The 24,560-nt window shown below is 64.3% G+C and carries 17 protein-coding genes and 1 tRNA gene; 9 read left to right on the top strand and 9 right to left on the bottom strand.

Annotated features, from left to right (window positions below):
• Positions 1–190: 190 nt before the first annotated feature.
• Both AC6R19_RS14400 and AC6R19_RS14395 read right to left on the bottom strand, forming a co-directional pair.
• Positions 191–1,666 (bottom strand): C13 family peptidase, encoded by a 1,476-nt coding sequence (locus AC6R19_RS14400; RefSeq protein ID WP_500580533.1) that lies wholly within the window; start codon positions 1,664–1,666, stop codon positions 191–193.
• Positions 1,663–3,024: a Fic family protein gene (locus AC6R19_RS14395; protein WP_500580532.1), complete on the bottom strand. Its 1,362-nt coding sequence runs from the start codon at positions 3,022–3,024 to the stop codon at positions 1,663–1,665. Before AC6R19_RS14395 ends, AC6R19_RS14400 begins: the two co-directional genes overlap by 4 nt.
• A 170-nt stretch (positions 3,025–3,194) precedes the next feature.
• Here AC6R19_RS14395 and AC6R19_RS14390 point away from each other — a divergent pair, with 170 nt between their 5' ends.
• Positions 3,195–4,889, top strand: coding sequence for an alkaline phosphatase D family protein (locus AC6R19_RS14390; protein WP_500580531.1), 1,695 nt, complete (start codon positions 3,195–3,197; stop codon positions 4,887–4,889).
• Positions 4,890–5,202: 313 nt separating this feature from the next.
• Here AC6R19_RS14390 and AC6R19_RS14385 read toward each other — a convergent pair whose 3' ends face one another.
• The 5 genes from AC6R19_RS14385 to AC6R19_RS14365 all read right to left on the bottom strand — a co-directional run bounded on the left by AC6R19_RS14385 (position 5,203) and on the right by AC6R19_RS14365 (position 10,441).
• Entirely contained in the window at positions 5,203–7,458 is a 2,256-nt protein-coding gene (locus AC6R19_RS14385; RefSeq protein WP_500580530.1) for a TonB-dependent receptor, read from the bottom strand.
• A 200-nt stretch (positions 7,459–7,658) separates the two neighbouring features.
• Positions 7,659–8,321 (bottom strand): CAP domain-containing protein, encoded by a 663-nt coding sequence (locus AC6R19_RS14380; RefSeq protein WP_500580529.1) that lies wholly within the window; start codon positions 8,319–8,321, stop codon positions 7,659–7,661.
• A 106-nt stretch (positions 8,322–8,427) separates the two neighbouring features.
• Positions 8,428–9,108 (bottom strand): monofunctional biosynthetic peptidoglycan transglycosylase, encoded by a 681-nt coding sequence (gene mtgA, locus AC6R19_RS14375; protein ID WP_500580528.1) that lies wholly within the window; start codon positions 9,106–9,108, stop codon positions 8,428–8,430.
• 94 nt (positions 9,109–9,202) lie between these two features.
• Positions 9,203–10,237: a selenide, water dikinase SelD gene (gene selD, locus AC6R19_RS14370; RefSeq protein WP_500580527.1), complete on the bottom strand. Its 1,035-nt coding sequence runs from the start codon at positions 10,235–10,237 to the stop codon at positions 9,203–9,205.
• 127 nt (positions 10,238–10,364) lie between these two features.
• Positions 10,365–10,441 (bottom strand) — tRNA-Arg (locus tag AC6R19_RS14365).
• 223 nt (positions 10,442–10,664) lie between these two features.
• Here AC6R19_RS14365 and AC6R19_RS14360 point away from each other — a divergent pair.
• Complete coding sequence (locus tag AC6R19_RS14360) at positions 10,665–11,084, top strand: c-type cytochrome (protein ID WP_500580526.1); 420 nt, start codon at positions 10,665–10,667, stop codon at positions 11,082–11,084.
• A gap of 247 nt (positions 11,085–11,331) precedes the next feature.
• Here the strand turns inward: AC6R19_RS14360 and rep are convergent, their stop codons facing one another.
• Positions 11,332–13,365: a DNA helicase Rep gene (gene rep, locus AC6R19_RS14355; RefSeq protein ID WP_500580525.1), complete on the bottom strand. Its 2,034-nt coding sequence runs from the start codon at positions 13,363–13,365 to the stop codon at positions 11,332–11,334.
• Between the two features lie 131 nt (positions 13,366–13,496).
• On the opposite strand from rep, the gene AC6R19_RS14350 reads away from it, so the two are divergent.
• Positions 13,497–14,357, top strand: coding sequence for a helix-turn-helix domain-containing protein (locus AC6R19_RS14350; protein ID WP_500580524.1), 861 nt, complete (start codon positions 13,497–13,499; stop codon positions 14,355–14,357).
• Between the two features lie 52 nt (positions 14,358–14,409).
• Here AC6R19_RS14350 and xylE read toward each other — a convergent pair whose 3' ends face one another.
• Entirely contained in the window at positions 14,410–16,008 is a 1,599-nt protein-coding gene (xylE, locus tag AC6R19_RS14345; protein ID WP_500580591.1) for a D-xylose transporter XylE, read from the bottom strand.
• Positions 16,009–16,119: 111 nt separating this feature from the next.
• Between xylE and AC6R19_RS14340 the strand changes: the two genes are divergently transcribed.
• The 6 genes from AC6R19_RS14340 (at position 16,120) to AC6R19_RS14315 (ending at position 24,438) form a co-directional block, all read left to right on the top strand.
• Entirely contained in the window at positions 16,120–16,683 is a 564-nt protein-coding gene (locus AC6R19_RS14340; RefSeq protein ID WP_500580523.1) for an RNA polymerase sigma factor, read from the top strand.
• A complete protein-coding gene (locus AC6R19_RS14335) occupies positions 16,680–17,777 on the top strand; it encodes a FecR family protein (protein WP_500580522.1) in 1,098 nt (365 codons plus the stop codon). Before AC6R19_RS14340 ends, AC6R19_RS14335 begins: the two co-directional genes overlap by 4 nt.
• Positions 17,778–18,083: 306 nt before the next feature.
• A complete protein-coding gene (locus AC6R19_RS14330) occupies positions 18,084–21,206 on the top strand; it encodes a TonB-dependent receptor (protein ID WP_500580521.1) in 3,123 nt (1,040 codons plus the stop codon).
• A 203-nt stretch (positions 21,207–21,409) separates the two neighbouring features.
• On the top strand, positions 21,410–22,963 hold the full coding sequence (locus AC6R19_RS14325) for a tryptophan halogenase family protein (RefSeq protein ID WP_500580520.1): 1,554 nt from the start codon (positions 21,410–21,412) through the stop codon (positions 22,961–22,963).
• A gap of 33 nt (positions 22,964–22,996) precedes the next feature.
• Complete coding sequence (locus AC6R19_RS14320) at positions 22,997–23,710, top strand: SapC family protein (protein WP_500580519.1); 714 nt, start codon at positions 22,997–22,999, stop codon at positions 23,708–23,710.
• A gap of 2 nt (positions 23,711–23,712) precedes the next feature.
• Positions 23,713–24,438, top strand: a complete 726-nt coding sequence (locus AC6R19_RS14315) for a DUF6445 family protein (protein WP_500580518.1) — start codon at positions 23,713–23,715, stop codon at positions 24,436–24,438.
• Positions 24,439–24,560 lie beyond the last annotated feature (122 nt).

Below are 24,560 nucleotides of genomic sequence, written 5' to 3'. Positions count from 1 at the left end.
GTAGGCCGGAGCCCAGAGAAAGCTACGGAGTTTCTGGATTCCGGCCTGCGCCGGAATGACGAGATTTAGAGTTGCTTAAGGAAATTTTTCGACCGGCCAACGGAATCGGTTCAATTCGAGAGACAGTGTCTCTCGAATTGGGAAAGCCTCGCGGAGGTGTCGTAGACAGACTGGTGGCGCTAAATCGCCCTTAAGGTCTCCACCAGCGCAAAAACTCCGCGCCCACCGCATGCTGCGGCAGCGAGTGCGCGTCTTCCTCGATACCCTGTTCCTTTTCCATCTCGGTAACCCGCTTGTTTGCGGCGGCGAACCAGGCCGCGGGATCGTCGACACCGGTTTCCAGCGCGTCGCCGTAGAGCGCCGCACTGAACCAGGTGCGCTCCGAGTCATCGCCGCAACCAAAGGAGGTGCGGTCCGCGGCGGCGGAGGTGAATACGGCGCGCTCGGGGCTGGCCAGGGCATTTTTCCACAGGCCGGAATAGCAGGCGGAGACGATGATCCACTGGTGCCGGGCCTCGAGGCCGTCCAGCCATTGCTTACCGTCCGCCACCGACAGGTCGTTCAGCGGCAGCTTCTGCTCGGCCAGCTTGAAGTCCCCGTTGTCGCCGCCGTGGCTGACCAGATGCACCAGCAGCAGGTCTTCCTCCGGGTCCATCAGGTCATCCAGCGCCTTCAGGCTTTCGCGCACGCTGGTGCGGGTGGCGAGGGGGAATCTGTCGCCGCCGCCGTTGGAGAGGCGCAGCTGCCGCTGCTCGATATCGAGTACGCTGCCCAGCCTTTGCGACACCCAGTCCACCTCCTTGGCAAACACGGGCGAGGTGCCGTCGCCGCCGACGATCAGCAGGTACACATCGCGCACGCCGGGCCGTTGCGGGGCCAGTGAGGAGAAAGCAGATTGCAGTCGGTCGGACTCGGAGTAGAGGCGCGCTTCCACGGCGGCCCGCTGTTGCCTGTCGTTGCCGCGCCAGGCCTGCTTGCTCGGGTAGTACTGGCCGGACACGAAATAGCCCGCTTCCTCCAGCGGTTCGCCCTTGTCGTCCACGCGGATGCGCACGCCCTCGCCACTGGCCTCGCCGTACTCGAAGGTGGCGCGGATGATGGTGCCGTCCGGCTGGGTCAGTTCCCCCTCGCCGGCGTAGTAGGAGTATTCGAAGCCGCCCTGGTAGCGATAGCCCTGTTGGTCCCGGTAGCTGCCCTGCACCAGGTAGCCGTTTTCGAAGGTGCCCTCGTAGTGGGCGCCCTCGGTGGTTGTCCGGTGCCCCTGGCCGTGGGGCTGCCATTCCAGGAACTCCCCTTCGTAGACTTCCCCGCCTTGCCAGGAGACGGAGCCTTTCAGCAGTTCCCCCTGCTGGAACTCTCCCTCCCATGCGGTCTCCCCGCAGTCGTAGCGGCCGCTGCCGCTGAGATTGCCATTGAGGAACTCGCCTTCGTAGATGCAGCCATCGCCGTAGTCAAACCGCCCCCGACCGGTCATCCGGCCCTGCCGGAACTCGCCCTCGTAGGTGCGGCCATCCGGCCAGGTCAGCTTGCCCTGGCCGTGGAACAGGCCGTTTTCGAGATCGCCCCTATAGACGGAGCCGTCCGGCAGTGCGGTGCCGCCGGCGAACTGATCCGGACCGCAGCCGGTGAGGAGTAACAGCAGGGTGGGTAAGCAAACTCGTTTCATTTCATTTCTCTCTGCCGTGACTCCAGCCATAGCGCCAACTGCTGTCGGGTAATTCCCAGCCCGGCAATCCGCTGGGGGGATATTTCTTCCAGATCTTCCATGACATCTTCAATAAAGCCATCCCGGTCTCCGTCGGGAATCAGTTGTCTTGCCATCTCAACGATGCGGGCACGCTGCGCCTTGCCGGTAAGACGGTTGGCAATCACTTCACGGATGACCTGCCGCCGCTGATCGCGGTAACGCACCCGAATCTCGTCAAACCCCATGGCTTCCGCAGTTGCGTCGTATTCCTGGCAGCCGCGCAGGTAGGAGGTGCGGTAGAGGTCCACCAGTGGCCTGACATCGTTGAGTTCGTAAATGGCGATCATAGCCGAGGCGTAGTCATCTTTTCCGATCGAATTGAAGGAAAGGGGAACCAGGTTATTCAGTAGCAGCGGAATATTGGCGCTGAGGCGGGCGGTGCGCTTGTTGACGTCGGTAAAGGCCTGCAGGTAGGCGATATGAATCAGCAGGAAGAGGCTTTGCTCGTGGGGGTTGCGAATAGTGGCAGCCCTGTCGGCGATGGTCAGCAATTGCCGCTCCAGCACCTGTGGCCCTTCCAATGGCACGTAGGTCGATGCTCCGACCCGCACGCCGTGATCACGGATCTTTCCCGAATAGCGCGCGGGCACCAGGCCGTCGGACAGCAGGTAGTGCAGGGTACAGATTTCGTCGTAGCTGACCTCTACTCTCGACACCCCCTCGACCAGGTGGCGTATCGCCTCTTTGTGGTTGAGGATCATGACCATCTCCTCATCCAGCTTGCCCTCGGCACTCCTGCCTTCTATAAGCAGGCGCTCGGTGTCGATCAGCGAATAGGTATTGCCTTCGAGTCGGGATGAGTTATAGGAGAGATCGATCAGCAGGCGGTTGTAGATTCGCCTGGCGTAGGTTCCTGCTGGCTCCCGCGCGGATACCCTTTGCCCGCTTTCGGCCAACGCCTCCATCTCGCCTTTATTGAAATAGCTGCTTCGGTTGGGCCTATAGCTCTCAAACCATTCCCGGTTATAGGACACGGGTTTCCGTTTGAATAGCGGCTGCCTGACGTAATTGATGGCTTCCTGCGCCGCAGGGCTGAAGACCGACTCACCGTATGTACCGGGTTCGCCCTGGCGGGAGGGGTTGAGCTGATAGCGGGTACTCCGCTTTTGGCCGGATTTGATGACCAGGCCTTCTTCTGCCAGTTCGCCCAGCCAGCGGCGCACCGAGCGCTCTGCAAAACCGGGGGGTAGCATCTCCAGGAGTACGGGGAGGCCAACGGGCTCCCGGGCCTCTGCCAGCGCCTCGAATACGGCCATTTTCTTGGGGTTGGATACCATTTTGACGGCCAAATCGTTGGAATACGGCCAATATAGGCAGAATACGGCCAATTTGCAAAAGGTTGGGCGGGTGAGAATTGGCCGCTTCACTGCTATTTAGCCGGGCTGTCATACTCCCCCGCTAAGCTGTGAGGCCATCCGATAACCAGAACAAGACAGGCGTGACAACCGTGAACAGATTCACCCGACGCAACTTCATCAAGGCCGCCCTGGCTACTTCCGGCGGCGTGCTGGTATCCACTCCGCTGCAGGCGATGACCCGCCCCGAGCTGCCCTCGGAGGTCACCTTCGAGCACGGCGTCGCCAGCGGCGACCCGCTGCAGGATGCGGTGATCCTCTGGACCCGGGCCACACCGGCCGGGGGCGGTGCACCGGCGGGGCCGGTGAAGGTGACCTGGGAACTGGCCCGGGACAGGGAGTTTGCGGACGTATTGCGCCGCGGCAGCGCCGAGACGGATCTGGCCCGGGACTACACCATCAAGATCGATGTGCAGGGCCTGCAGCCGGGCAGCAGCTACTTCTACCGCTTTGTCGGCGCCAGCGAGCAGAGCCAGGTCGGCCGCACCAAGACACTGCCCGCGGGCGGCGTGGAGCAGGTGAAGCTGGCCGTTTTCTCCTGCTCCAACTATCCCGCCGGCTATTTCAATGCCTATCAACTGGCCGCGCAGAGCGACGACTGGGACGCGGTGTTGCACCTGGGGGATTACATCTACGAATACCCCGCCGACGGCTACGCCACCGAGCGCTCGGCGGAAATCGGCCGCGCGCTGCCGGAGGACAACGGCGGCGAGATTCTGACCCTGACCGACTACCGCAAGCGCTACGCCCTCTACCGCTCCGACGCCGGCCTGCAGGCGCTGCACGCGGCCGCGCCCTTTATCGCCGTGTGGGACGACCACGAGATCACCAACGACACCTGGAAGGAAGGGGCGGAAAACCACAACGAGGGCGAGGGCGATTTCTTCGCCCGCCGCGCGGCGGCGGTACAGGCCTACTACGAGTGGCTGCCGATCCGCCCGCCGATGGGCGAGCGGCACCCGCAGATCTACCGCAGCTTCCGTTTCGGCGACCTGCTGGACCTGCACATGCTCGACACCCGCGTGATCGGCCGCGACCGGCAGATCGATTTCGCCGGCTATATCGGTGATGACGGCAGCTTCGATGGCCGCTCCTTCGCCGCGGCAATGGCCGACCCCGAGCGCAGCCTGCTCGGCAAATCGCAGCTCGCCTGGCTGGACGAGGCGCTGGAGAAATCCACCGGCCACTGGCAGCTGCTGGGCCAGCAGGTGCTGATGGGCAAGATGCACCTGCCGGCGGAAATCATGATGAATTTCGCTTCCGGCGGTAAGAAGCAGGACCCCACCCCCGAGCTTGTGGCCCTGAAGGCGGCCAGCCTCAAGGGCGAGCCCCTGAGCGATGCCCAGCGCGCGCGGCTTGAGCAGCTGGTGCCCTACAACCTGGACGCCTGGGACGGCTACGCGGTGGAGCGCGAGGCGCTGTACCGGCGCGCCAGCGAGCTGGAAAAGAACCTGGTGGTGGTGGCGGGGGATACCCACAATGCCTGGTTCAATCACCTGAAGGATGCGAATGGCCAACTGGTGGGGCTGGAATTCGCCGCGCCCAGTGTCACTTCACCGGGGATGGAGAGCTATCTGAAGCTGGACGACGAGTCTGCGCAGGAACTGGCCCGGGGCATGTCGCTGCTGGTCGACGACCTGCAGTACTGCAACCTGCACCAGCGCGGCTATATGGCGCTGACCTTCCGCAAAGATCAGGTGCAGGCGGAGTGGAAGTTTATCGACAATGTCCTCAGCACCGAGTTTGCCGAGGCCGGCAGCCACCGGGTGGTGCACAGCCTGGTCTGATCCAAACCCACTTCGTCACTCCGGCCTGCGTCGGTATAACGAAGCCACGCTGTAGGAGCCTGCTTGCAGGCGAACCGTGCCGGCAATAGGTCTCCAGTTGCCATCCATGGCGAGACGGAGACGCGTTCGATCAGGCCCCGGTCCCGCCATCCCTGGCGGGTCGCCAACCCGCGAACAAAGCTGCTCTTTGTAAGCTCGCGGCTTGGCCCTGCAAGCAGGCTCCCACAGGGGTGAGTAGTTACGGGACTTCCTTGAAAAAATGCCAGCGCGCGAAGGTGCTGGCATTTTTGTTTGTGGGCAGTACTGCCAGTGATCAGAAAGCGCCGAACCGTTTGCTGAACTCCAGGCTCAGGGTGCGCGGCGCGCCCTGGATATAGGTGGGAAAGCCGAAGGCGCTGCCGGTGTTACCCGCGTCCATGATGTACTCCTCGTCCAGCAGGTTGCTCGCCGCCAGGTTCAGTGTCCAGTTGCGGTCGCTGGCGGCGACGCCCGCGCGCAGGTTGAGCAGGTCCACGGCGTCTTCCTCGAAGCGGTTTTCGATATCGAAATAGACCGAGGACCGGTAGCTCCAGCTGCCGCTGCTGGTGAACAGCAGGCCGGCGTTGATCGGCATTTCGTAGATATAGCTGACCGCGCCGGTCACCTCCGGCTGCAGGCGGAACTGGTTGCCGGCGTAGTTGCCGTTGGCCGGGTCGTCGTCGATGCCGGCATCGATATAGGCGGCGTTGGCCAGCAGCATCAGGTTTTCGGAAGCGCTCCAGCGCAGGTCCGCCTCGATACCGGTGTTGGTGGCGGAGCCGGCGTTTTCGGTGCGGACCTGGCCGTTGTCCTGGTCGACCACATTGACCTGGAAATTCTCGTAGTCCTGGTAGAAGACGGCCAGCGAGTAATCCAGCGCTGTGTCGGCCAGGCGGCCCTTGATACCCAATTCGTAATTGGTGATCTCCTCGGCGGGGATGATGCTCTCCACACCGGCGGACACGTCGACCACTTCGGAGCGCTCGCCCCGGGAGATGGTGCCGTAGAGGTTGACGCTGTCGTTCAGGGTGTAGAGCAGGTTGAAGCGCGGCAGCACGGCGGAGTTGTCGGTATTTCCGTCGATGGTCTGGCCCTGGGTGTTCAGCGCCAGGCCGAAGAAGAGGTCGCTGTTGATGCCCTGGGCGGCCAGTATCGCCGAGGGCGGCAGCTCGCTGCGATAGCTGGATTCCCGCTCCTCTTCCACCAGGCGCGCGCCGACGGTGGCCTCCAGGTCCGGGGTGATCTGGTAGGAGACGTCGGCGAACAGGTTCAGGCTGCTGTTGTCGGCGCCGTTGGCGTAGAAGCTCTCGTAGGGCAGGGCGGACAGCAGGCCGCCGCTCAGCAGTGCGGTGGAGTTCGGCTCGCAGCTCTCGATGGCGGGCGCGAAAACGCCGGCGCAGCTGAGGTAGAGCCCCTCTTCCGTGGCGAAGCCGACGAACTGCTCCGCCTCCTCCCGGAAATAGCTGGCGCCGACGAAGCCGTTCAACTGATCGCCGCTGAAATTCAGGCGCAGTTCGTGGCTGCTCTGGTCGCCGCTGGCCTCTTCGGAGAAATTCAGAATCTCGAAGCCGGTGCCGTCGGCATCGAAGGCCTCGAGGGAGTCGTAATCGCGTCGGGCGCCGATATAGGTCAGCACCAGGCTGTCGCCGATGTCCCAGGACACGGTCGCGTTGAAGTCCTTCACGGTGCGGTCCACACCGATATCGTCCATGCCGAGGACATCGTTGTCCGGCACGCCGAGCGCGGCATTGTCGGTGAACAGGACTGCTTCGTTGACGAAGGCGGTGCCCGGGTCCTCGGCCTTGTCGTAGTTGTAGACCAGGTCGATGGTCAGGCTCTCACTGGGCGCAATACGCAGGCTGGGGCGGTAGGCGAACCGCTCGTAGCCGTTCAGGTCCGCCTCGCCGCTGGTGTTTTCCACATGGCCGTCGCGCTCGCGGGAAACGAAGGCCAGGCGCCCCTGCACTGTGTCGCTGCCGCCGGTGACCATGCCCTCGACCTTGCGCATATCGTAATCGCCGGCGCCGACGGTCAGCTCGGAGGCGAACTCCTGCTGTGGTTTGGCGGTGATAAAGCTCATGGCGCCGATGGAGGCCGCGGTGCCGAACAGGGTGGCCTGCGGCCCCTTGACCACCTCGATGCGCTCCATGTCGTACACCTCGAAATAGGAGGCGCGGGAGCGGGACACGTCGCTGCCGTTCAGGTAGACGGAAACCCGCGCGGCGCCGGGCGCACTGCCGTCGTCGGAGGTGATGCCGCGGATCACATAGCCGTTGTTGTTGACGCTCTGCTGCTGCACCACCAGGCCGGGCACCATGTCCGACAGGCTGTCGAAGCGGTCGATGCCCAGGTCTTTCAGGGTCTCCCCGTCCAGGCTGCTGATCGTCAGCGGCACATCCAAGATCGACTGCTCGCGCTTCTGCGCGGTGACGATGATCTCTTCCAGCATGTCCGAATCGCCCTGCTGCGCCTGAACCGAAGGCGCGGCTGCCGCCGCGATCAGGCAGGACAGGATGGAAACAGGAAAGGTCCTTTTTGCTGCTCTATTCATGGTGACTCCAGCACTGGTTATCGGTGTTTCGAGGTGCTGGATACTAGAGGCCGATTGATACGGTGGTGTGACTGATTCGTTACAATCAGTTTTCTTCAGGAAGAGGAAAGGGCGGTAGGGTGCGCCGCGCGCACCGTGACGGTCGGGTATGGCGTCGGCGCATTTCGGTGCGCATGGCGCACCCTGCAAAGGCGGGTTTTCTAGTCAATCCGGTAGGGCAGGTGCCTGTAGATATTGCCCGCCGGGGCATAGTTGCAGGTCACTATGGTCCTGAAGTTTCCCTTTACGCAGTAATAAACCCCGCAGCCCACAGCGCGGGGCAGCTTCTTTCCATGCGCGTCGAACGCATCCACAGTGTTCCAGATCAGCTGGCTGTAGTGGCCGGTCTTCAGGTCCCTGAAAGGGCGGTATCGATACTGCCCGGCTTCCGCGGCCCAGCTGGCCACCGCCTGTGCCAGTGCGTCCTTCTCCGGCAGGCGCGCGGAGTAGTAGAAGATATTTTCACCCACCGAGGGATAGGCGGGGTTGCCGCCGTTGGCGATAAAGTGCTCCCGCCGTTTGCTGTTGTGACCGGGGCGGGAATTGCACTGGGCCGCCGACCAGTTGTGGGCGGTGCGCGCCAGTGCCTGGTCGTATTCCAGCATCGCCACCGGCGGGCTCGGCTTGGGGCTGTTGGGCAGGCGGCCGGCGTTCAGCTGTTTTCGCACCTGGTTGTGCAGTTCCAGGGCCTTGCACTTGTCGGGCCTGGTGCAGTCCGGTTGGGCCGCATTCGGTTGGGCCGCATTCGGTTGGGCCGCATTCGACGGCGCGGCTATGGTGAAGAACATCGATACGACAAGCAGGGCCCTGCAGGTTTGCTTCACGTTGTCACCCAATAAATGGTTGCGCCGGAAAACGCCGGAATTGTATTGTCGGACATCACCGGATCCACAGGGCAGTGAATGGCCGGTCGGAACCGGGACTCCGCCTTCACAGTCCCTTCAGGTAACCGGTGCCGCCCAGTTGCCGCACCTGCCGGTCGATGGTCGATGCGCGGCTGCGCACATAGCGGGACGGTACTTTCGCAGACATTCGCTTTGGACTCGGCAGTACCGCCGCCATCAGCCCCGCCTGCCGGCGGTTGATATTCCGCGCGGATGTGCCGAAAAAATTCCTCGCCGCAGCCTCGGCGCCGTAGATCCCCTCGCCGAATTCGGCAATATTCAGGTAGACCTCCAGGATCCGCTCCTTGGGCCACAGCAGTTCCATCAGCAGGGTAAACCAGGCTTCCAGCCCCTTGCGCAGGTAGCTGCGGCCGTTCCACAGGTACAGGTTCTTGGCGGTCTGCTGGGTGATGGTGCTGGCGCCGCGGGTGCGCTTGCGGTTTTCGCTGAGGGCTTTCTGCAGCGAGGCGAAATCGAAGCCGTGGTGGTGGGGAAACTTCTGGTCTTCCGCGGCGATAACGGCCATCTGCAGATGGGGGGAGATCTTCTCCAGCGGGCGCCACTGGTGCTGCGCCTCGCGACCGCTGTGCTGCTGCCAGGACTGGATCACCGCGGAGGTGGGTGGGTCTATCCAGCGCAGTGCCAGTACCGGCACGGCCGTGACCGTCGCAAAGGTGGCGCAGAGCCAGAGGGCGAGTCTGAGAGGGCGCTTCAGGAATCGGGGCATGGCGGCGCTGGTTGCTGGTCGTCCGGGCTTGCGTACTGAGACGCCTGTGGGGGCAGGGGGTTCCGGGAGGGCAGTCGGCCCCGGACTTCCCCCGTCACACCACCTCGACCGCGTGGCGCTGCGGCGCGCACAGCTCGCCGATCGGCGCCAGTTCCAGGTCCAGTTCCCGGGCGGTGGCGAGAAACTCGGCCTCACCCTCGGGGGCGACCGCCACCAGCAGGCCGCCGCTGGTCTGCGGGTCGCACAGCAGCAGCTTGTGCGCTTCGGCCAGCGGCGCGATGCGCTCGCCGTAGCTGGCGAAATTGCGGTGGGTGCCGCCGGGTACGCAGCCCTGTTCCAGGTAGTGTTCCACGGAGGCCAGGCGCGGCACCGCGGTGTAGTCGATCCGGGCGCTGAGGCCGCTGCCGTCGGCCATCTCCACCAGGTGGCCGAGCAGGCCGAAGCCGGTGACGTCGGTCATGGCTTTCACACCCTCCAGGCGGCCGAAACGGCTGCCGGCTTTATTCAGGGTGCACATCCAGTCGCGGGCGAGGCCCACGTCCTGTTCGCGCAGTTTGCCCTGCTTTTCCGCGGTGGTGAGCACGCCGATGCCCAGGGGTTTGGTCAGGTAGAGGCGACAGCCGGCGCCGGCGCTGTCGTTGCGCTTGAGGAACCGCCTGTCCACCGCGCCGGTGACGGCCAGGCCGAAGATGGGTTCCGGCGCGTCTATGGAGTGGCCGCCGGCCAGCGGTATACCCGCCTCGTCGCAGATGGCGCGACCGCCGCGGATCACCTCGCGCGCCACCTCGGCGGACAGCAGGTTCACCGGCCAGCCGAGGATGGCGATGGCCATCAGCGGATCGCCGCCCATGGCGTAGACGTCGCTGATGGCATTGGTGGCGGCGATGCGGCCGAAGTCGTAGGGATCGTCGACGATGGGCATGAAGAAGTCGGTGGTGGACACGACCCCGCGCTCCTCGTCGATGGCATAGACCGCGGCATCGTCCCGCGAGGCGTTGCCGACCCACAGGTTCGGATCCAGGTTCTGGGCGCCGCTGCCGGCGAGGATCACTTCCAGCACCTCGGGGGAAATCTTGCAGCCGCAGCCGGCGCCGTGGCTGTATTGGGTGAGGCGGATCGGGTCGGTCATTGGAACTCCTGGGGCAGTGCTACGAGGCGGGATAATAGCAAACGTGCGCGGTGCCGAGGCTCGAATCTAAGCCCTGGGGCGGGCCACATACGAAAAAGGCCACCGCGAGGGTGGCCTTTTTCGTATGTGGCCCGCCCCAGAGGATTCGAACCTCTGACCTTTGCCTCCGGAGGGCAACGCTCTATCCAGCTGAGCTAGGGGCGGGTCGCGGTCTGGCCTGTGGCCAGTGCGGACGCGGATTATACAGAAGGGCGCTTGTGCGGCAAAGCGGATTGGGGGCTATCGGGGCAATAAAGGCTGGCGCCCTTCGCAGCGGGCGCCTCAGTGCTTATAATGCGCCGCTGGTAGAGGTATGCGGCGGTGTGCCGGAAGTCTACGGGTCGCCCAGTTCGACCATTAGGGGAAAGTGGCCCACAGGGGGGATAGGATGAAGAAGATTTTGAGTGTTGTGGCGGCGCTGGCCGTGGTTGCGGGTGCGGCCGCTGCAGTGGCGCAGTCGGTGGACGAGGCGATAGCCCAGCGCATCGCGCCGGTAGGCGAGACCTGCATGCAGGGCGACGAGTGCGCGGCGGCGGTCGCCGCGGCGCCGGCGGCGGGCGGCGCGGCCCGCAGTGGTGAGGATGTGTACAAGGCGACCTGTGCCACCTGTCATGGTACCGGCGCTGCAGGCGCGCCCAAGTTCGGCGATGCCGGAGCCTGGGGCCCCCGTATCGGCAAGGGCATGGATACGCTCTACACCCATGCAATCAACGGCTTCAATGCGATGCCGGCCAAGGGCCTGTGCATGGACTGCAGCGACGACGAGGTCAAGGCCGCTGTGGACTATATGGTGGAGGGCAGCCAGTAAACGACTGCTTACTTTGGTTGCGAGAAGGCCGCTCATTGAGCGGCTTTTTTGTGCCCGCGGGTTGGGTTGGGCGAACACAAGGTTCGTTCCAGCCGCTCCAGGCATTCGCGGCGCCTACGGATCGGCTCTTGAGTGCAAAGCACCGGTAGTGCCGGGGGCGCGCCGACGGGTTATGGCTATCAGTTAACTCTGCCATGTAGGGGCGAACCTTGTGTTCGCCAGTGCTCGGGGTGGCACCTGGCCCGAACTAGTCAAACATACTCAGCAGCGACCCCAGCGTCTCCTCCCCCTTGGCCTGGTTCTGCTCCGGCGTCGCCTTGCCGAAGCCCTCGAAGACACAGTCTTCCTCCGGCAGCTCGTCGAGGAAGCGGCTGGGGGTGGTGTCCTGGGTCTCGCCGAACTGTTTGCGCTTGCCGGCCAGGGTCATGGTCAGGGTCTTCTGCGCGCGGGTGATGCCGACGTAGGTGAGGCGACGCTCCTCCTCGATGTTGTCGTCCTCGATGCTGTTGCGGTGCGGCAGCAGGTTTTCCTCCATGCCGATCATGAACACATGGGGATATTCCAGGCCCTTGGACGCGTGCAGGGTCATCAGGCTTACCTTGTCGGTGGCCTCTTCCTCTTCCTGGCGCTCGAGCATGTCCCGCAGTATCAGTTTGGAGATGGCCTGCTCCAGGCGGATATCCTGCTCCAGCTCGTCGTCGGTGCCCTCCATGATCTTGTTCAGGCTTTCCAGCAGCCAGTAGACGTTCTCCATGCGCTTCTCGGCCACCTTCTCGCTGCTGGCGTTCTGGGACAGCCAGCCGGCGTAGTCGATATCGTCGAGCATTTCCCTTAACGCGGCATCGGGGCTGTTTTCGCGGCAGTTGCGCTGCACGCCCTCCAGCCACAGGGCGAAGCGGTTCAGGCGCTCGTAACCCTGCTCGTTGATATGCTCCCTGAAGCCGATCTCGGAGCAGGCGCTGAACATGGATATCTCGCGGCCCTTGGCGTAGTTGCCCAGGGCCTCCAGGGTGCTGGTGCCTATCTGCCGGCGCGGGGTGTTGATGATGCGCAGGAAGGCGTTGTCGTCGTCCGGGTTAACCAGCAACCGCAGGTAGGCCATCACGTCCTTGATCTCCGCGCGGGCGAAGAAGCTGGTACCGCCGGACATCTGGTAGGGGATCTGGTTTTCCTGCAGCTTCATTTCTATCAGGCGCGCCTGGTGGTTGCCGCGGTAGAGGACTGCGAAGTCCATGAACTTGCAGCCGCGGCGCGCCTTCTGCAGGAATATCTCGTTGGCGACCCGCTCCGCTTCCTCGTTCTCATTCGCCACCTTGAGCACGCGTATCTCCTCACCGAGGCCGCGGTCGGACCAGAGCGCCTTGTCGAACTCGTGTGGATTGTGGGCGATCAGGTGGTTGGCCACCTTGAGGATGCGGCTGGTGGAGCGGTAGTTCTGCTCCAGCTTGATCAGGCGCAGATTGGGGAAGTCGGTCTTCAGCGCGCTCATGTTCTCCGGGCGCGCGCCGCGCCAGGCGTAGATGGACTGGTCGTCGTCGCCCACCACGGTGAGGCCGCCGCGGCCGCCGACCAGCAGTTTCACCAGCAGATATTGCGAATTGTTGGTGTCCTGGTACTCGTCCACCAGCAGGTAGCGGATCTTCTTTCGCCAGCGCTGCAGCAGTTCCGGGTCTGTGTCGAACAGCTGCACCGGCAGCAGGATCAGGTCGTCGAAGTCCACCGCGTTGTAGGCTTTCAGTGCGTCGCAGTAGCGGCCGTAGGCCACGGCGATGGCCTGCTCGCCCGGACTCTGCGCCTGCTCCAGGGCCCTGCGCGGGGTGAGCATGTCGTTCTTCCAGTTGGAGATCTGGTTCTGCACCCGGTCCAGCAGGTCCGTGTCCAGGTCGCCGTCGCGCAGCATCAGTTCCTTGATCAGGGCGCGGGCGTCCTCGGCGTCGAAGATGGAGAAGCCGGGCTTGAAGCCTGCCGCGCGGTACTCCCTGCGCAGGATATTCAGGCCCAGGTTGTGGAAGGTGGACACCGTCAGGCCATGGCTGGCCCTGGAGCGCTTGCCGTCCGCGCCCGCCAGCAGCTTGCCGACCCGCTCCTTCATCTCGCGGGCGGCCTTGTTGGTGAAGGTCAGCGCGGCGATATTGCGCGCGGCATAGCCGCACTCCTCGATCAGGTAGGCGATCTTGCGCGTGATCACGCTGGTCTTGCCGGAGCCTGCGCCGGCCAGGACCAGGCAGGGGCCGTCGACGTATTTCACCGCCTCCGCCTGGCGGGGGTTCAGCTTGGTCATTCTGGGCTTAAATCTTCGGTTTGAGCGAGGCGGGGATTCTACCAGTCTTGGGCCCTTGTGAGTGGTCACTAGGCGGTCGCGGCGGATTCGTTTTATATTGGCCCGAAACAGCGTAACGAGAAGTGCCAACCATGAAGCCATCCCCGCTGGCCCTGGTCGAGAAGTCCAGGGGCGAGAGCGCCTTCGGCCGCCTGATGCACTTCTGGCGCAAGGCCTCCGGCCTGTCCCAGGAGCAGCTGTCCGAGCCGCTTGGGGTGTCCACCCGTCATATCAGCTTCCTCGAGACCGGCCGCTCCAAGCCCTCGCGCATCGTCGCGCAGACGCTGGCGGATATCTTCGGACTGTCGGCGCGGGACCGCGCCTACCTGCTGACCGCGGCTGGCTTCTCCGCCGACCAGTCGGTGTTCGACTGCCCGGAGCTGTCGGTGTGGATCCGCAAGGCGATGCGCACGGCGCTGCAGCAGACAGAGCCGGCGCCGGCCTTCGTGCACGACAACTACGGCCGCCTGCTGGCGGTGAACCGCGCCTGGCTGGCCTTCTTCCTGCCCCGCGTTTCGCCCCGGTTGCTGGAGGGCGATGCCAATATCTATGAGCTGGTGATGAACCCCGAGGGCCTGCGCCCGCGGCTGCACAACGGCCGCGCGCTGGCCAGCGGCCTGGCCCTCTATCTCACCATGGAGACACTGCAGGGGGACGACGCCGAGGGCTGGGCGCTGCTGGAGCGGCTGCGGGCCTCCGGCTCGATACCGGACAACTGGGAGCAGCTGGGCCGCAGGCTGGTGCACACCAGCGACTACCCGCTGGCGCTGAACATCGACAGCGGCGCAATCGACCTGACCGTCTACAACGACACCCTGTCCTCCACTTCGCTGCTGGTGCAGCCGCGCCTGCTGATCGGGCGCATCTACCGCGACGACGGCGCGCCCCTGTTGAGCGAGACGGAACTGGCGGCGGCGCCGGCGGAGCATCCACTGCTGTTTCGCGACCTGTAAAACGCGAGAACCCGCGCAGGGGGCGGGTTCCCGGTTTTCAGTCGGGCGAATCTCAGTTCTGCGGCAGCGGCTCGGCAGTGCCGCCGCCAGCGGCAGGCTCCTTCTGCCACAGCTCTCCCATCTCCTCCAGGGTCTTGCCCTTGGTTTCCGGCAGCAGCTTCCACACCAGCCCCGCTGCCAGCAGCGCCATCAGGCCGTAGAGCCAGTAGGCGAAGCCGTGGTGGAAGCGTTCCACCAGTGCGCTGTTGCCATCCATCATCGGGAAGGTCCAGGACACCAGGTAGTTGGCGATCCACTGCGCGGCCACCGCCACCGCCAGCGCCTTGCTGCGGATGCTGTTGGGGAATATCTCCGCGAGCAGCACCCAGCACACCGGGCCCCACGAATAGGCGAAGCAGGCCACGTACAGCAGCATAAACAGCAGCGCGGCGGTGCCGGTGGCCTGCAGCGCGAAACTGGTGCCCAGGGCCAGCATGGCCACCGCCATGCCCAGGGCGCCGGAGATCATCAGGGGCTTGCGCCCGAAGCGGTCCACGGTCTTGATCGCCACCAGGGTGAAGATCACATTGATGGCGCCCACCACCACCGTCTGCAGCATGGCCGCGTCTGTGCCTGCGCCCATGCTCTTGAAGATTTCCGGCGCGTAGTAGAGCACCACGTTGATGCCCACGAACTGCTGGAAGGCGGACAGCATGATGCCGATCAGCAGCAGGCCGGCGCCGAAGGACAGCAGCCTGCCGCCGACTTGTCTGCCGGACTTTTCTATCTCGCGCATGGAAGCGGTCGCGGCCTCGGCGCCCTGCAGTCGGGTCAGGGTCGCCAGCGCCTGCCCGGCCTGGCCGTTCAGCACCTGCCAACGCGGGCTCTCGGGCACGCGCAGCAGCAGGGCGAAGAACAGCAGCGCCGGCAGCAGCTCGGAGGCGAACATCCAGCGCCAGCCCCAGGCCTGGTTCCAGGCCGTGTCGCCGGCGAGCGCGATACTGTAGTTGACGAAGTAGACCCCGACGATGCCGGTCACGATCGCCATCTGGTTGTAGGACACCAGCCGCCCGCGGGCGTGGGCCGGGGCTATCTCGGCGATATACATCGGCGACAGCATCGAGGCCATGCCGACGCCGATGCCGCCGATGATGCGGTAGAAGACGAACTGCTCCAGTACGATATAGTCACTGCCGACGGCGGCGAAGCCCAGCTCCGGCAGTGCCGAGCCCAGCGCGGACAGGCTGAACAGCGCCGCGCTCAGCAGCAATATGCTGCGGCGGCCGAAGCGGTGGCTCAGGTAGCCGGCGGCGGCGCCGCCGATCACGCAGCCGATCAGTGCGCTGGAGACGACGAAGCCGAGCAGCGAATTGGCCTGGGCCTCGCCCAGTGCCTGGGGCAGGATAAACTGGCTCTTCAGCGAGCCGACGGCGCCGGAGATGACCGCGGTGTCGTAGCCGAACAGCAGGCCGCCGAGACAGGCGACCAGGGTGAGCAGGCGTATCTGGCCCAGGTTTTCCGCTGACATAGGGTGACTCCCAAGTTGGTTTTGTCCACTGCTTCGGCGCGCGACTGCCGGGGCCCACTGACTGAAAGGAGGGCGCGAACAGCGGTTATTATTGTGCGAGCGCGCCGAAGCTAACCAATTCCATCGGAGGAGAAAAGCGAAAATATACGGGGTGCAGGTTTTTTTTAAGAATTCGGCGGGGCACTGGGGGAAAACTTTTCCCGAGTCGTCTACCCGCGTGGAAACATAATAATTTCAATAATATTGAGCGGTCTTATGGCGAATGATGACAGGCTGGCGAACATCTTCCTCGGTGTTCGCGGCAGTCTGGCGCGGCTGGTCTCCAGCATAGCGCCGCCGAAGGAGATTGAGGACATAGTCCAGGAGACCTATGTGCGGGTCTGCCAGGCGGCCAAGCGCGGCACCATAGAGCAGCCGCGCTCGTTCATGCTGCGCACTGCGCGCAACCTGGCGCTGGACTACGTGAAGCGCGCCGAGTCGCGATTGACGGTGAGCATGGACGAGGAGCTCGACCTTGGGCTCGACCTGGGTCACGCGAGCGACCGCACCTTCGAGGCTGTGGCCAGCAACGAGGAGTTCGCGCACTTCTGCGAGGCGGTGCGGCAGCTGCCGATCCAGTGCCGCCGCGCATTCGTGTTGAAAAAGGTCTACGGCTATTCGCAGCGGGAGATAGCCCGCGAGCTGGATATCAGTGAGAGTACGGTGGAAAAACATATCGCCACAGGGATCAAGCGCTGCACCCTGTTTATGCTGCAGCAGCGCAACAGTGACGCGTCAAAAACCGGCGGGCCCAGGGCCGGCCGCGGGGGGCAGAAATGAGCAACGTTTACCGGCTGCCGGACCCCGAGCGCTGCCTGGATGAGGCCAGCGAATGGCTGGCGAAACTCGACCGCGGCCTGGATGAGTCCGAGACCCGCGATTTCCAGCGCTGGCTGGCGGCCAGCCGCGAGAATCATGACACCTTCATGCAGGTGGCGGAGCTGTGGGACAAGATGGACATCCTGTCCCGGCTCGCCGACCTGTTTCCGCCGGCGGCGGAAAAGAAACCGCGGCCATCTCCCAATTTGCTGGCTCCCGGCTGGCTGGCCGCGGCCGCCTCGGTGCTGCTGCTGGTGGGCGCCGTCCTGTGGCAGTCGGGCGCCCTGCCGGGCGTTTTGCTGTTGCCCGAATCCCGGATGGCCTCCAATGTCGACAGTCTCTACGAGACCGCGATCGGCGAGCACTCCACGGTCAACCTGCCGGACGGCTCGGTGCTGGTACTCAACACCGACAGCCTGGTGCGCGTGCACTACACCGCGGCCCACCGCCTGATCGAACTGGAGCGGGGCGAGCTCAACGTGCAGGTGGCGCACGACAAGCAGCGCCCGCTCAGCGTGCTGGCCGCCGGGCGGGTGGTACAGGCGGTGGGCACCGCCTTCAATGTGCAGCTGCTGCGCGACAGGCGCGTGGAGCTGATCGTCACCGAGGGCAGGGTGCGGGTCGCTGACCGCGAGGGCGAGGCGGGCGGGCCGGCGCGCAGGGAGCCGAAGCCGCTGCCCGCCACCGCCACCGCGGTATCCGGCGGCGAGCGGCTGCTGATGAGTGAGCGGCAGCCGCAGGCCGGCCCGGAACAGGTGGAAAAAATGGAGCCGGCGGATATGGATGCGCGCCTGTCCTGGCGCAGCGGCAACCTGGTGTTCCGCGGCGAGCCGCTGGAGCAGGCGATGGCCGAGATCAGCCGCTATACATCGGTGCAGTTCCGCATCGAGGACGAACAGCTGAAGGGTGTGCGCGTGGCCGGACTCTTCCGCACCGGCGACGTCAAGGGCCTGCTCAGCACCCTGGACAGTAACTTCGATATCGCCAGCGAGCGACTCGACGCGCAGACGGTGGTGCTCAGGGCGCGCCGCGAGGCCCACAAAGAGGCGCGTTGAGCAAACCCCAGCAGAGGGGGAGGCGGGCCGGCCGGCGCCGCTGCACAATATTGGTGCGGTTTGCAGAGTCGGTCCGCGAGAAAAATTATGTGCCCCGCACGGCGGGATAGCCATTGAAAGGAGTCCGCTAATTCCTTTCAATGGGGCGTGAGAGAAAAACTGCAAAAATAATAACTAGATGCACAAATACCTGTGACCCGATGGCGGAAATTTTCAGCCGGGTCGTCTTCTAACCACGCCGCCACAACGGCGGCGACGGGGAAGGACGACAGGGCTTTATTCCAGAGTTTGACCTTCGGCCTGCTGATGATGAGTTCCTCATCGTTGCTGGCGGATGGCGCTCGCCTACACGAAAAAACCCCCTTCAATATTCCCCGGCAGAGAGCGGACATCGCGCTCACGGAATTTGCCGAGCAGGCCGACGTGACCCTGATCTTCCCCTTCGACGAAGTGCGGGAAATCGAGGCACAGCGGCTGGTGGGGAATTACCCGGTCGACGAGGCGGTTGCGATACTGCTGAAGGGAACGGGCCTCAGGGCGATGGTGGGCGACGGTGGCCAGCTGACAATAACAGCGGGACATCCCATCGGAGGGTCGAGCACAGTGTATAAGAAGAATCAGTTGTCCAGCGCCATTCTGTCGGTCATGGCTGCCATGACCGGCGCTGGCACCCAGGCACAGAGCGATGATGGTCAGCAGGCGAATACCATCGAGGAAGTGGCGGTCACCGGCATCCGCGCCAGCCTGCAGCGCGCTGTGGATATCAAGCGCGACGGCAGCGGCGTGGTGGATGCCATCTCCGCCGAGGATATCGGCAAGTTTCCCGATACCAACCTGGCGGAATCCCTGCAGCGCATTACCGGGGTTTCCATCGACCGCTCCGGCGGCGAGGGCCAACTGATCACCGTGCGCGGCTTCGGCCCGCAGTTCAATACGGTACTGGTCAACGGCCGCCAGATGGCCACCGAGAACCAGGGCCGCGAATTCAGCTTCGATACCCTGGCCTCGGAGCTGGTGAAGGGCATAGCGGTGCACAAGACCTCTACCGCCACCCGCCAGTCCGGCGGCGTCGGCGCCACGGTGAATGTGACCACCGCGCGCCCCTTCGACTTCAATGGCCTCAAGGTCGCCGGCAGTGTCAAGAGCCTGTATGACGACAACAGCGGCGAGTCGTCGCCGCAGGTGTCCGGCCTGGTCAGCAACACCTTCGCCGACGGCAAGTTCGGCGTGCTGCTGTCCCTGTCCCACCAGGAGCGCAGCACCCGCCTGAACCAGGCGCAGACCGACGGCTGGCTCACCAACGTGCTCGGCAACGTGGACCCGGGCGAGATAGACGACTCCGCCAGCCGCTCGCAGAACACCTTTATTCCGCAGAACTTCGACACCAAGGTGACCTTCGAGGAGCGCACTCGCACCAACGGCAGCCTGGTATTGCAGTTCGCGCCCAGCGACGAGCTGCAGGTGACCGTCGACGGTATCTATTCCGACTTCGATATCGAGACGGACGCCACCTCCTTCGGCCACTGGTTCACCGCCGACAACCTGGAAAATATCGTCCTCGACGAGAACGGCACCGCCATAGACCTGTTCCAGGAAGTGGGCCACGCGACCGACTTCCACGCGAAGAAATTCGACCGCCTGACCGAGACCTCCCAGTTCGGGGTCAACGTCGACTGGGTGGCGAGCGAAAACCTGAACCTCAGCTTCGATGCCTCCAGCTCCCGCGCCGAGCGCGCCGGCAACAACGGTGGCGAGAACCAGCTGTCGCTGATCGGCTACCTGAACCGCTCGCGCCTGCAGATCCACGATGGGCAGATACTGCCGCACTCCAGCGAGTTCCAGTCCGCCGACAGCACCATCTACAACGCCGACGGCGTGCAGGCCGGGGTGAGCGACTACCTGGACCCGGGCAACGGCCGCGCCCACGTGATGCTGCGCCGCGGCTGGGCCACCGAGGACCGGGTGAACCAGTTCCGCCTCGACGGCACCTGGGACGAGGGCAGCTCCAGCGGCCTGACCATGGCCAAATTCGGCCTGCTCTACTCGCAGCAGACCAAGGAGAATGTGCGCCTCACCGACGAGGCCAACGGCGTGCACTGCACCTTCTGCGGCTACCCGGAGGGTATCGATATTCCCGATGAGTACATGCGCGTGTTCGACGCCGGCTCCGGCTTCCTCGGTGACGTCAGCGGCAGTGGAAACCTGACCACCCGGTGGCTGGCCCACGACGGCGAGCAGCTGTTCGCCTACCTGGAGGATATCGCCGGTATCAGCTACGACGCGGTGCGCCGCAACAATTCCTACGAGGTGCAGGAAGACATCCTCGCCGGTTACCTGGAACTGGAATTCGCCGGCGAGCTGGCGGGCATGCCGCTGACCGCACACAGCGGCGTGCGCGTGGAGAACACCGACGTCACCGTCGAGGGGACCGAGTCACCGCTGCAACGCCTGGATATCCTCGACCTGACCGAGCTGCAGGCAGTGGTGGGCGAGGCCCAGCCGCTGAGCGCCGACTCCAGCTACAACGCGGTGCTGCCGAATATGGACGTGAAGCTGGATATCACCGATTCGCTGGTGGCCCGCTTCGCCGCCTCGCGCAGCCTGACCCGCCCGACCCTGGACCAGCTGTCGCCGGTCACCGTGATCAACACCACCCGCCAGGGCGGCAACCTGCGCTCCAGCTCCGGCAACCAGGAACTGGAGCCCTTCGCCTCCGACAACCTGGACCTGTCCCTGGAGTACTACTACGGTGACAGCAGCTATGTCTCGGTGGGCTACTTCCGCAAGGATGTGGAGAACTTCATTATCAGCACCACCGAGGAGCAGACCTTCACCAACAGTGATGGCCAACAGGTGACCGATCCCTCCACCGGCGATATCACCGGCATAGCCCCGGGCGAGGATCCGCAGAACGCGGTGGATGCCAACGACCGCGTGGCGGTGTTCACCCTGACCAAGCCCAGCAACGGCGAGAGCGCCGCGGTGGACGGCCTGGAACTGGCGGTGCAGCACAGCTTCGCCGACACCGGCTTCGGCGTGATCGCCAACGCCACCCTGGTGGACAGCGACGCGGAACTGGATGTGGACGACGTGACCCAGACCTTCGCCCTGACCGGTCTCAGCGACTCTTTCAACCTGGTGGGCTTCTACGAGAAGGGCCCCTTCCAGGCGCGCCTGGCCTGGAACTGGCGCGACGAGTTCCTGCAGTCCCTGGTGCAGAATGTCAGCGGCGAGCCGACCTTCGTCGACGAATACCAGCAGTGGGACCTGAGCGCCAGCTACGACGTCAGCGACAGCATCACGGTGTTCTTCGAAGGCCTGAACCTGACCGAGGAAACGCTGTTGAAGCACGGCCGCTACAGCAACCACTTCCTGCTGGCGGAAGACAGCGGCAGGCGCTTTGCGCTGGGCCTGCGCGCTACCTTCTAAAAAGGAAGAGGTAAAAGAGGACAGTGCCGGGCGCCCGCCGATTGGGCGCCCGGCTTGTAGGCGTTTGTCGCCTCTCCTTGGCCGCCGCCCGAAACGGGCTGCGGCCCTTTTTGCCGGCGCATAAGAACTTTAGAGTGGATCTGAATCCACCCAGGTCTCCGACCCTGCGGGAGCCCGTTTAATCACTGATAACGAGATCGGCCATGAAAGAACCGACAGACAGACCGACAAAATCCGTGGTGGTGGTCGGCGGCGGCACCGCCGGCTGGATCACCGCCGGGCGCATCGCCGCGCTGCATGCGGGAGACGGCGGCATCGAGGTCACGCTGATCGAGGCCCCGAATATTCCCACCGTCGGCGTCGGCGAGGGCACCTGGCCGACGATGCGCAACACCCTGCGCAAGCTGGGCATTTCCGAGAGCGAATTCCTGCGCAAGTGTGGCGCCACCTTCAAGCAGGGCGCCAAGTTCGCGCGCTGGGTCAACGGCGGCGAAGACGATTTCTACTACCACCCGCTGGTGCTGCCCCAGGGCTTTACCAAGATGCACCTGGCCCCCTACTGGCAGCGCGACCTGAAACCGTACGGCCAGTCCTTCTCCAATGCGGTCTGCTACCAGGAGCAACTGTGCGAACGCGGCCTGGCGCCGAAGCAGATGACCACGCCGGAATTCGCCTCGGTGGCCAACTACGCCTACCACCTGGACGCGGGCAGATTCGCCCGGCTGCTGGAGCGCCACTGCACGCAGAATCTGGGGGTGCGCCACCTGCGCGACGAGGTGCTGTCGGTAAACATTAAACCCAATGGCGATATCGAATCCCTGAATATGCGCAACTCCGGCGCGCTGGCCGGCGACCTGTTCGTGGACTGCACCGGCTTTTCCTCGCGCCTGCTCGGCGGCCACTATCAGGTATCCTTTGTCGATCGCGGCGATGTGTTGTTTATCGACCGCGCCCTGGCGGTGCAGGTGCCCTACGAAAAGGAAGACGACCCCATCGCCTGTCACACCATTTCCACCGCCCAGGACGCCGGCTGGATCTGGGATATCGGCCTGACCCGCCGCCGCGGCGTCGGCTATGTGTATTCCAGCGGCCACACTTCAGCGGCCCAGGCGGAACAGCGGCTGCGCGACTATGTTGGCCCGGCCATCGACAAACTATCGGTGCGCGAGATCCGCATCCACTGCGGCCACCGGGAAAAGTTCTGGGTCAATAACTGCGTGGCGGTGGGCCTGTCGGCGGGCTTCCTGGAACCGCTCGAGGCCTCGGCACTGGTGCTGGTGGAGCTGTCGGCGGAGATGATCGCCGAACAGCTGCCGGCGCGCCGCGACGTGATGGATATCACCGCGCGCCGCTTCAACGACACCTTCCGCTACTGCTGGGACCGCATCGTCGACTTCCTGAAATTGCACTATTTGTTGAGCCGGCGCGAGGAGGCCTTCTGGCGCGACAACCGCGACCCGGCCTCGGTACCGGACAGCCTGCGGGAACTGCTGGCCCTGTGGCGCCACCGCCCGCCGGCGGACTGCGATTTCACCAGCAACAAAGAGGTGTTCCCGGCGGCCAGCTACCAGTATGTGCTCTACGGCATGGGTTTTGAGACGGAGGTCGGCAGTCTGGCGCACCGGCTGCGCGACGGTAAGGCCGCAGCGGAACACTTCGCCGCCAACCAGAAGGCCACCGCCCGCGCGCTGGCCGCGCTGCCGAAGCACCGCGAACTGCTGGAAAAAATTCACGAGTACGGCCTGCAGGCGATTTGATTCATTCCGATAAAAAACGGCGAGGTAAAAACCATGACCAGACTGGTAGCCTTGAACAGCGAGCACCACCGAAATCTGAGCATCGATACCAGCAAGATCGAGCAGCAGGGCGCGGCGCTGCACATGGTGCCGGTGATGCCGGGCGAATTCCTGAAGCTGGCAATCGACTACCCGATAGTGCTGACCAAGAACGCGGAGACCGGCCAGTTCGTCTGCGTGGCCCTGTTCGGTTTCGCCGAGGGAGAAAACCTGTTCTGGCAGGGCGGCAGCTGGGAATCGCTGTACACGCCGCTGAACATCGCCCGCCAGCCGTTTTTCGTCGGCACCGATGACGGTGGCCAACCGCTGGTATGTATCGACGAGGACAGCCCCTGCGTGCGAAACAAAGGTGAGCGGTTGTTCGACGAAGGCGGTGCGGCCACGTCCTACCTGCAGAAGATGCAAGGCATACTGGCGCAGCTGCTCGACGGCGAGCGGCAGGGCGTCGAGTTCGTGCAACAGTTACAGGAGCTGGAATTGATTGCGCCGATGCGCCTCGAGGTGACCTTTGCCGACGATTCGTCGCAGCGCATCGAAGGGCTCTACACGGTGGATGAGGAAAAACTGCAATCGCTGGACGGCGAACCGCTGCAGCAGCTGCACGCCAGTGGCCAGCTGGCCCGCATCCACACCATGCTCACATCCCTGGGGCATATCTACTCGCTGATAGAGCGAAGGAATCGCCGCGACGCCGCCACGGCCGCCTGACGGTGGAAAGGAAATTTGCCTGCGCAGCAGAGCCGCGCTGGGAAGTCAACGCCATCGGCAATGAGCAGCTGCCGGTGCTGGTGGTGGACGGACTGGCGGCCGAGCCGGAATCGCTGCTGGAATACGCCGCTTCGGCACCGGGCTTCAGCGCCCGCTCCGGCGATTACTACCCGGGGATCCGCAAGCCGCTGCCATCGGCCTATGCACAGAACCTGTGCCGCGCCCTGGATAGAACCCTGCGCGAGGTGTTCCGGCTGCCCGCCGCTGCCACCGCCGAGCCGCTGCTGTGCGCCCTGTCCATCGCCACCGCACCGCCGGAAAAACTGCGGCCGATACAGCGGCTGCCGCACTTCGACAGCAGCGACCCCGACCAGCTGGCGGTGGTGCACTACCTGTGCGCGCCGCACTTCGGCGGCACTGCCTTCTACCGCCACCGCGCCAGCGGTTTCGAGTCCATCGACGCGGGGCGGTTGCACGGTTACGCCGCCGAGCTCAAGCAGCAGGTGATGGCGTCGCCGCCCCAAGGCTATGCCGGCGGCGACAGCCAGCTGTTCGAGCAGATTGCCCACTTCGATGCGCAGTTCAATCGGGCGCTGATCTACCGCGGGAACCAGCTGCACTCCGGCCTGATAGACCCCACCGCCGGCCTCTCCGCCGATCCCCGCACCGGCCGCCTGACCGCCACCAGTTTTATCCGTTTCAGTGTTCCCGAAGCCACTGAAAACTGATGTTCCACTGATTGTAGGAGATGTAATAAAGCGGCGAGGCATTGATCTAGCTTTGGAAGGGGTCAGTCCCCTAATCTGGTTGAGATTGAATCACAAGGTCGCTAAGCGCCTTAAACCAGAAG

The sequence above is a fragment of the Microbulbifer sp. SE14 genome (assembly GCF_059834885.1).
Note: the sequence above shows the minus strand (reverse complement) of the source record. Positions and strands in the feature narration are given on the sequence as shown.

What these genes read in the sequence shown, in the direction of transcription:
- AC6R19_RS14400 (WP_500580533.1), bottom strand. Translation starts at nt 1,666, where the DNA reads ATGAAACGAGTTTGCTTACCCACCCTGCTGTTACTCCTCACCGGCTGC.
- AC6R19_RS14395 (WP_500580532.1), bottom strand. Translation starts at nt 3,024, where the DNA reads ATGGTATCCAACCCCAAGAAAATGGCCGTATTCGAGGCGCTGGCAGAG.
- AC6R19_RS14385 (WP_500580530.1), bottom strand. Translation starts at nt 7,458, where the DNA reads ATGAATAGAGCAGCAAAAAGGACCTTTCCTGTTTCCATCCTGTCCTGC.
- mtgA (WP_500580528.1), bottom strand. Translation starts at nt 9,108, where the DNA reads ATGCCCCGATTCCTGAAGCGCCCTCTCAGACTCGCCCTCTGGCTCTGC.
- selD (WP_500580527.1), bottom strand. Translation starts at nt 10,237, where the DNA reads ATGACCGACCCGATCCGCCTCACCCAATACAGCCACGGCGCCGGCTGC.
- AC6R19_RS14360 (WP_500580526.1), top strand. Translation starts at nt 10,665, where the DNA reads ATGAAGAAGATTTTGAGTGTTGTGGCGGCGCTGGCCGTGGTTGCGGGT.
- rep (WP_500580525.1), bottom strand. Translation starts at nt 13,365, where the DNA reads ATGACCAAGCTGAACCCCCGCCAGGCGGAGGCGGTGAAATACGTCGAC.
- AC6R19_RS14350 (WP_500580524.1), top strand. Translation starts at nt 13,497, where the DNA reads ATGAAGCCATCCCCGCTGGCCCTGGTCGAGAAGTCCAGGGGCGAGAGC.
- AC6R19_RS14340 (WP_500580523.1), top strand. Translation starts at nt 16,120, where the DNA reads ATGGCGAATGATGACAGGCTGGCGAACATCTTCCTCGGTGTTCGCGGC.
- AC6R19_RS14335 (WP_500580522.1), top strand. Translation starts at nt 16,680, where the DNA reads ATGAGCAACGTTTACCGGCTGCCGGACCCCGAGCGCTGCCTGGATGAG.
- AC6R19_RS14330 (WP_500580521.1), top strand. Translation starts at nt 18,084, where the DNA reads ATGATGAGTTCCTCATCGTTGCTGGCGGATGGCGCTCGCCTACACGAA.
- AC6R19_RS14325 (WP_500580520.1), top strand. Translation starts at nt 21,410, where the DNA reads ATGAAAGAACCGACAGACAGACCGACAAAATCCGTGGTGGTGGTCGGC.
- AC6R19_RS14320 (WP_500580519.1), top strand. Translation starts at nt 22,997, where the DNA reads ATGACCAGACTGGTAGCCTTGAACAGCGAGCACCACCGAAATCTGAGC.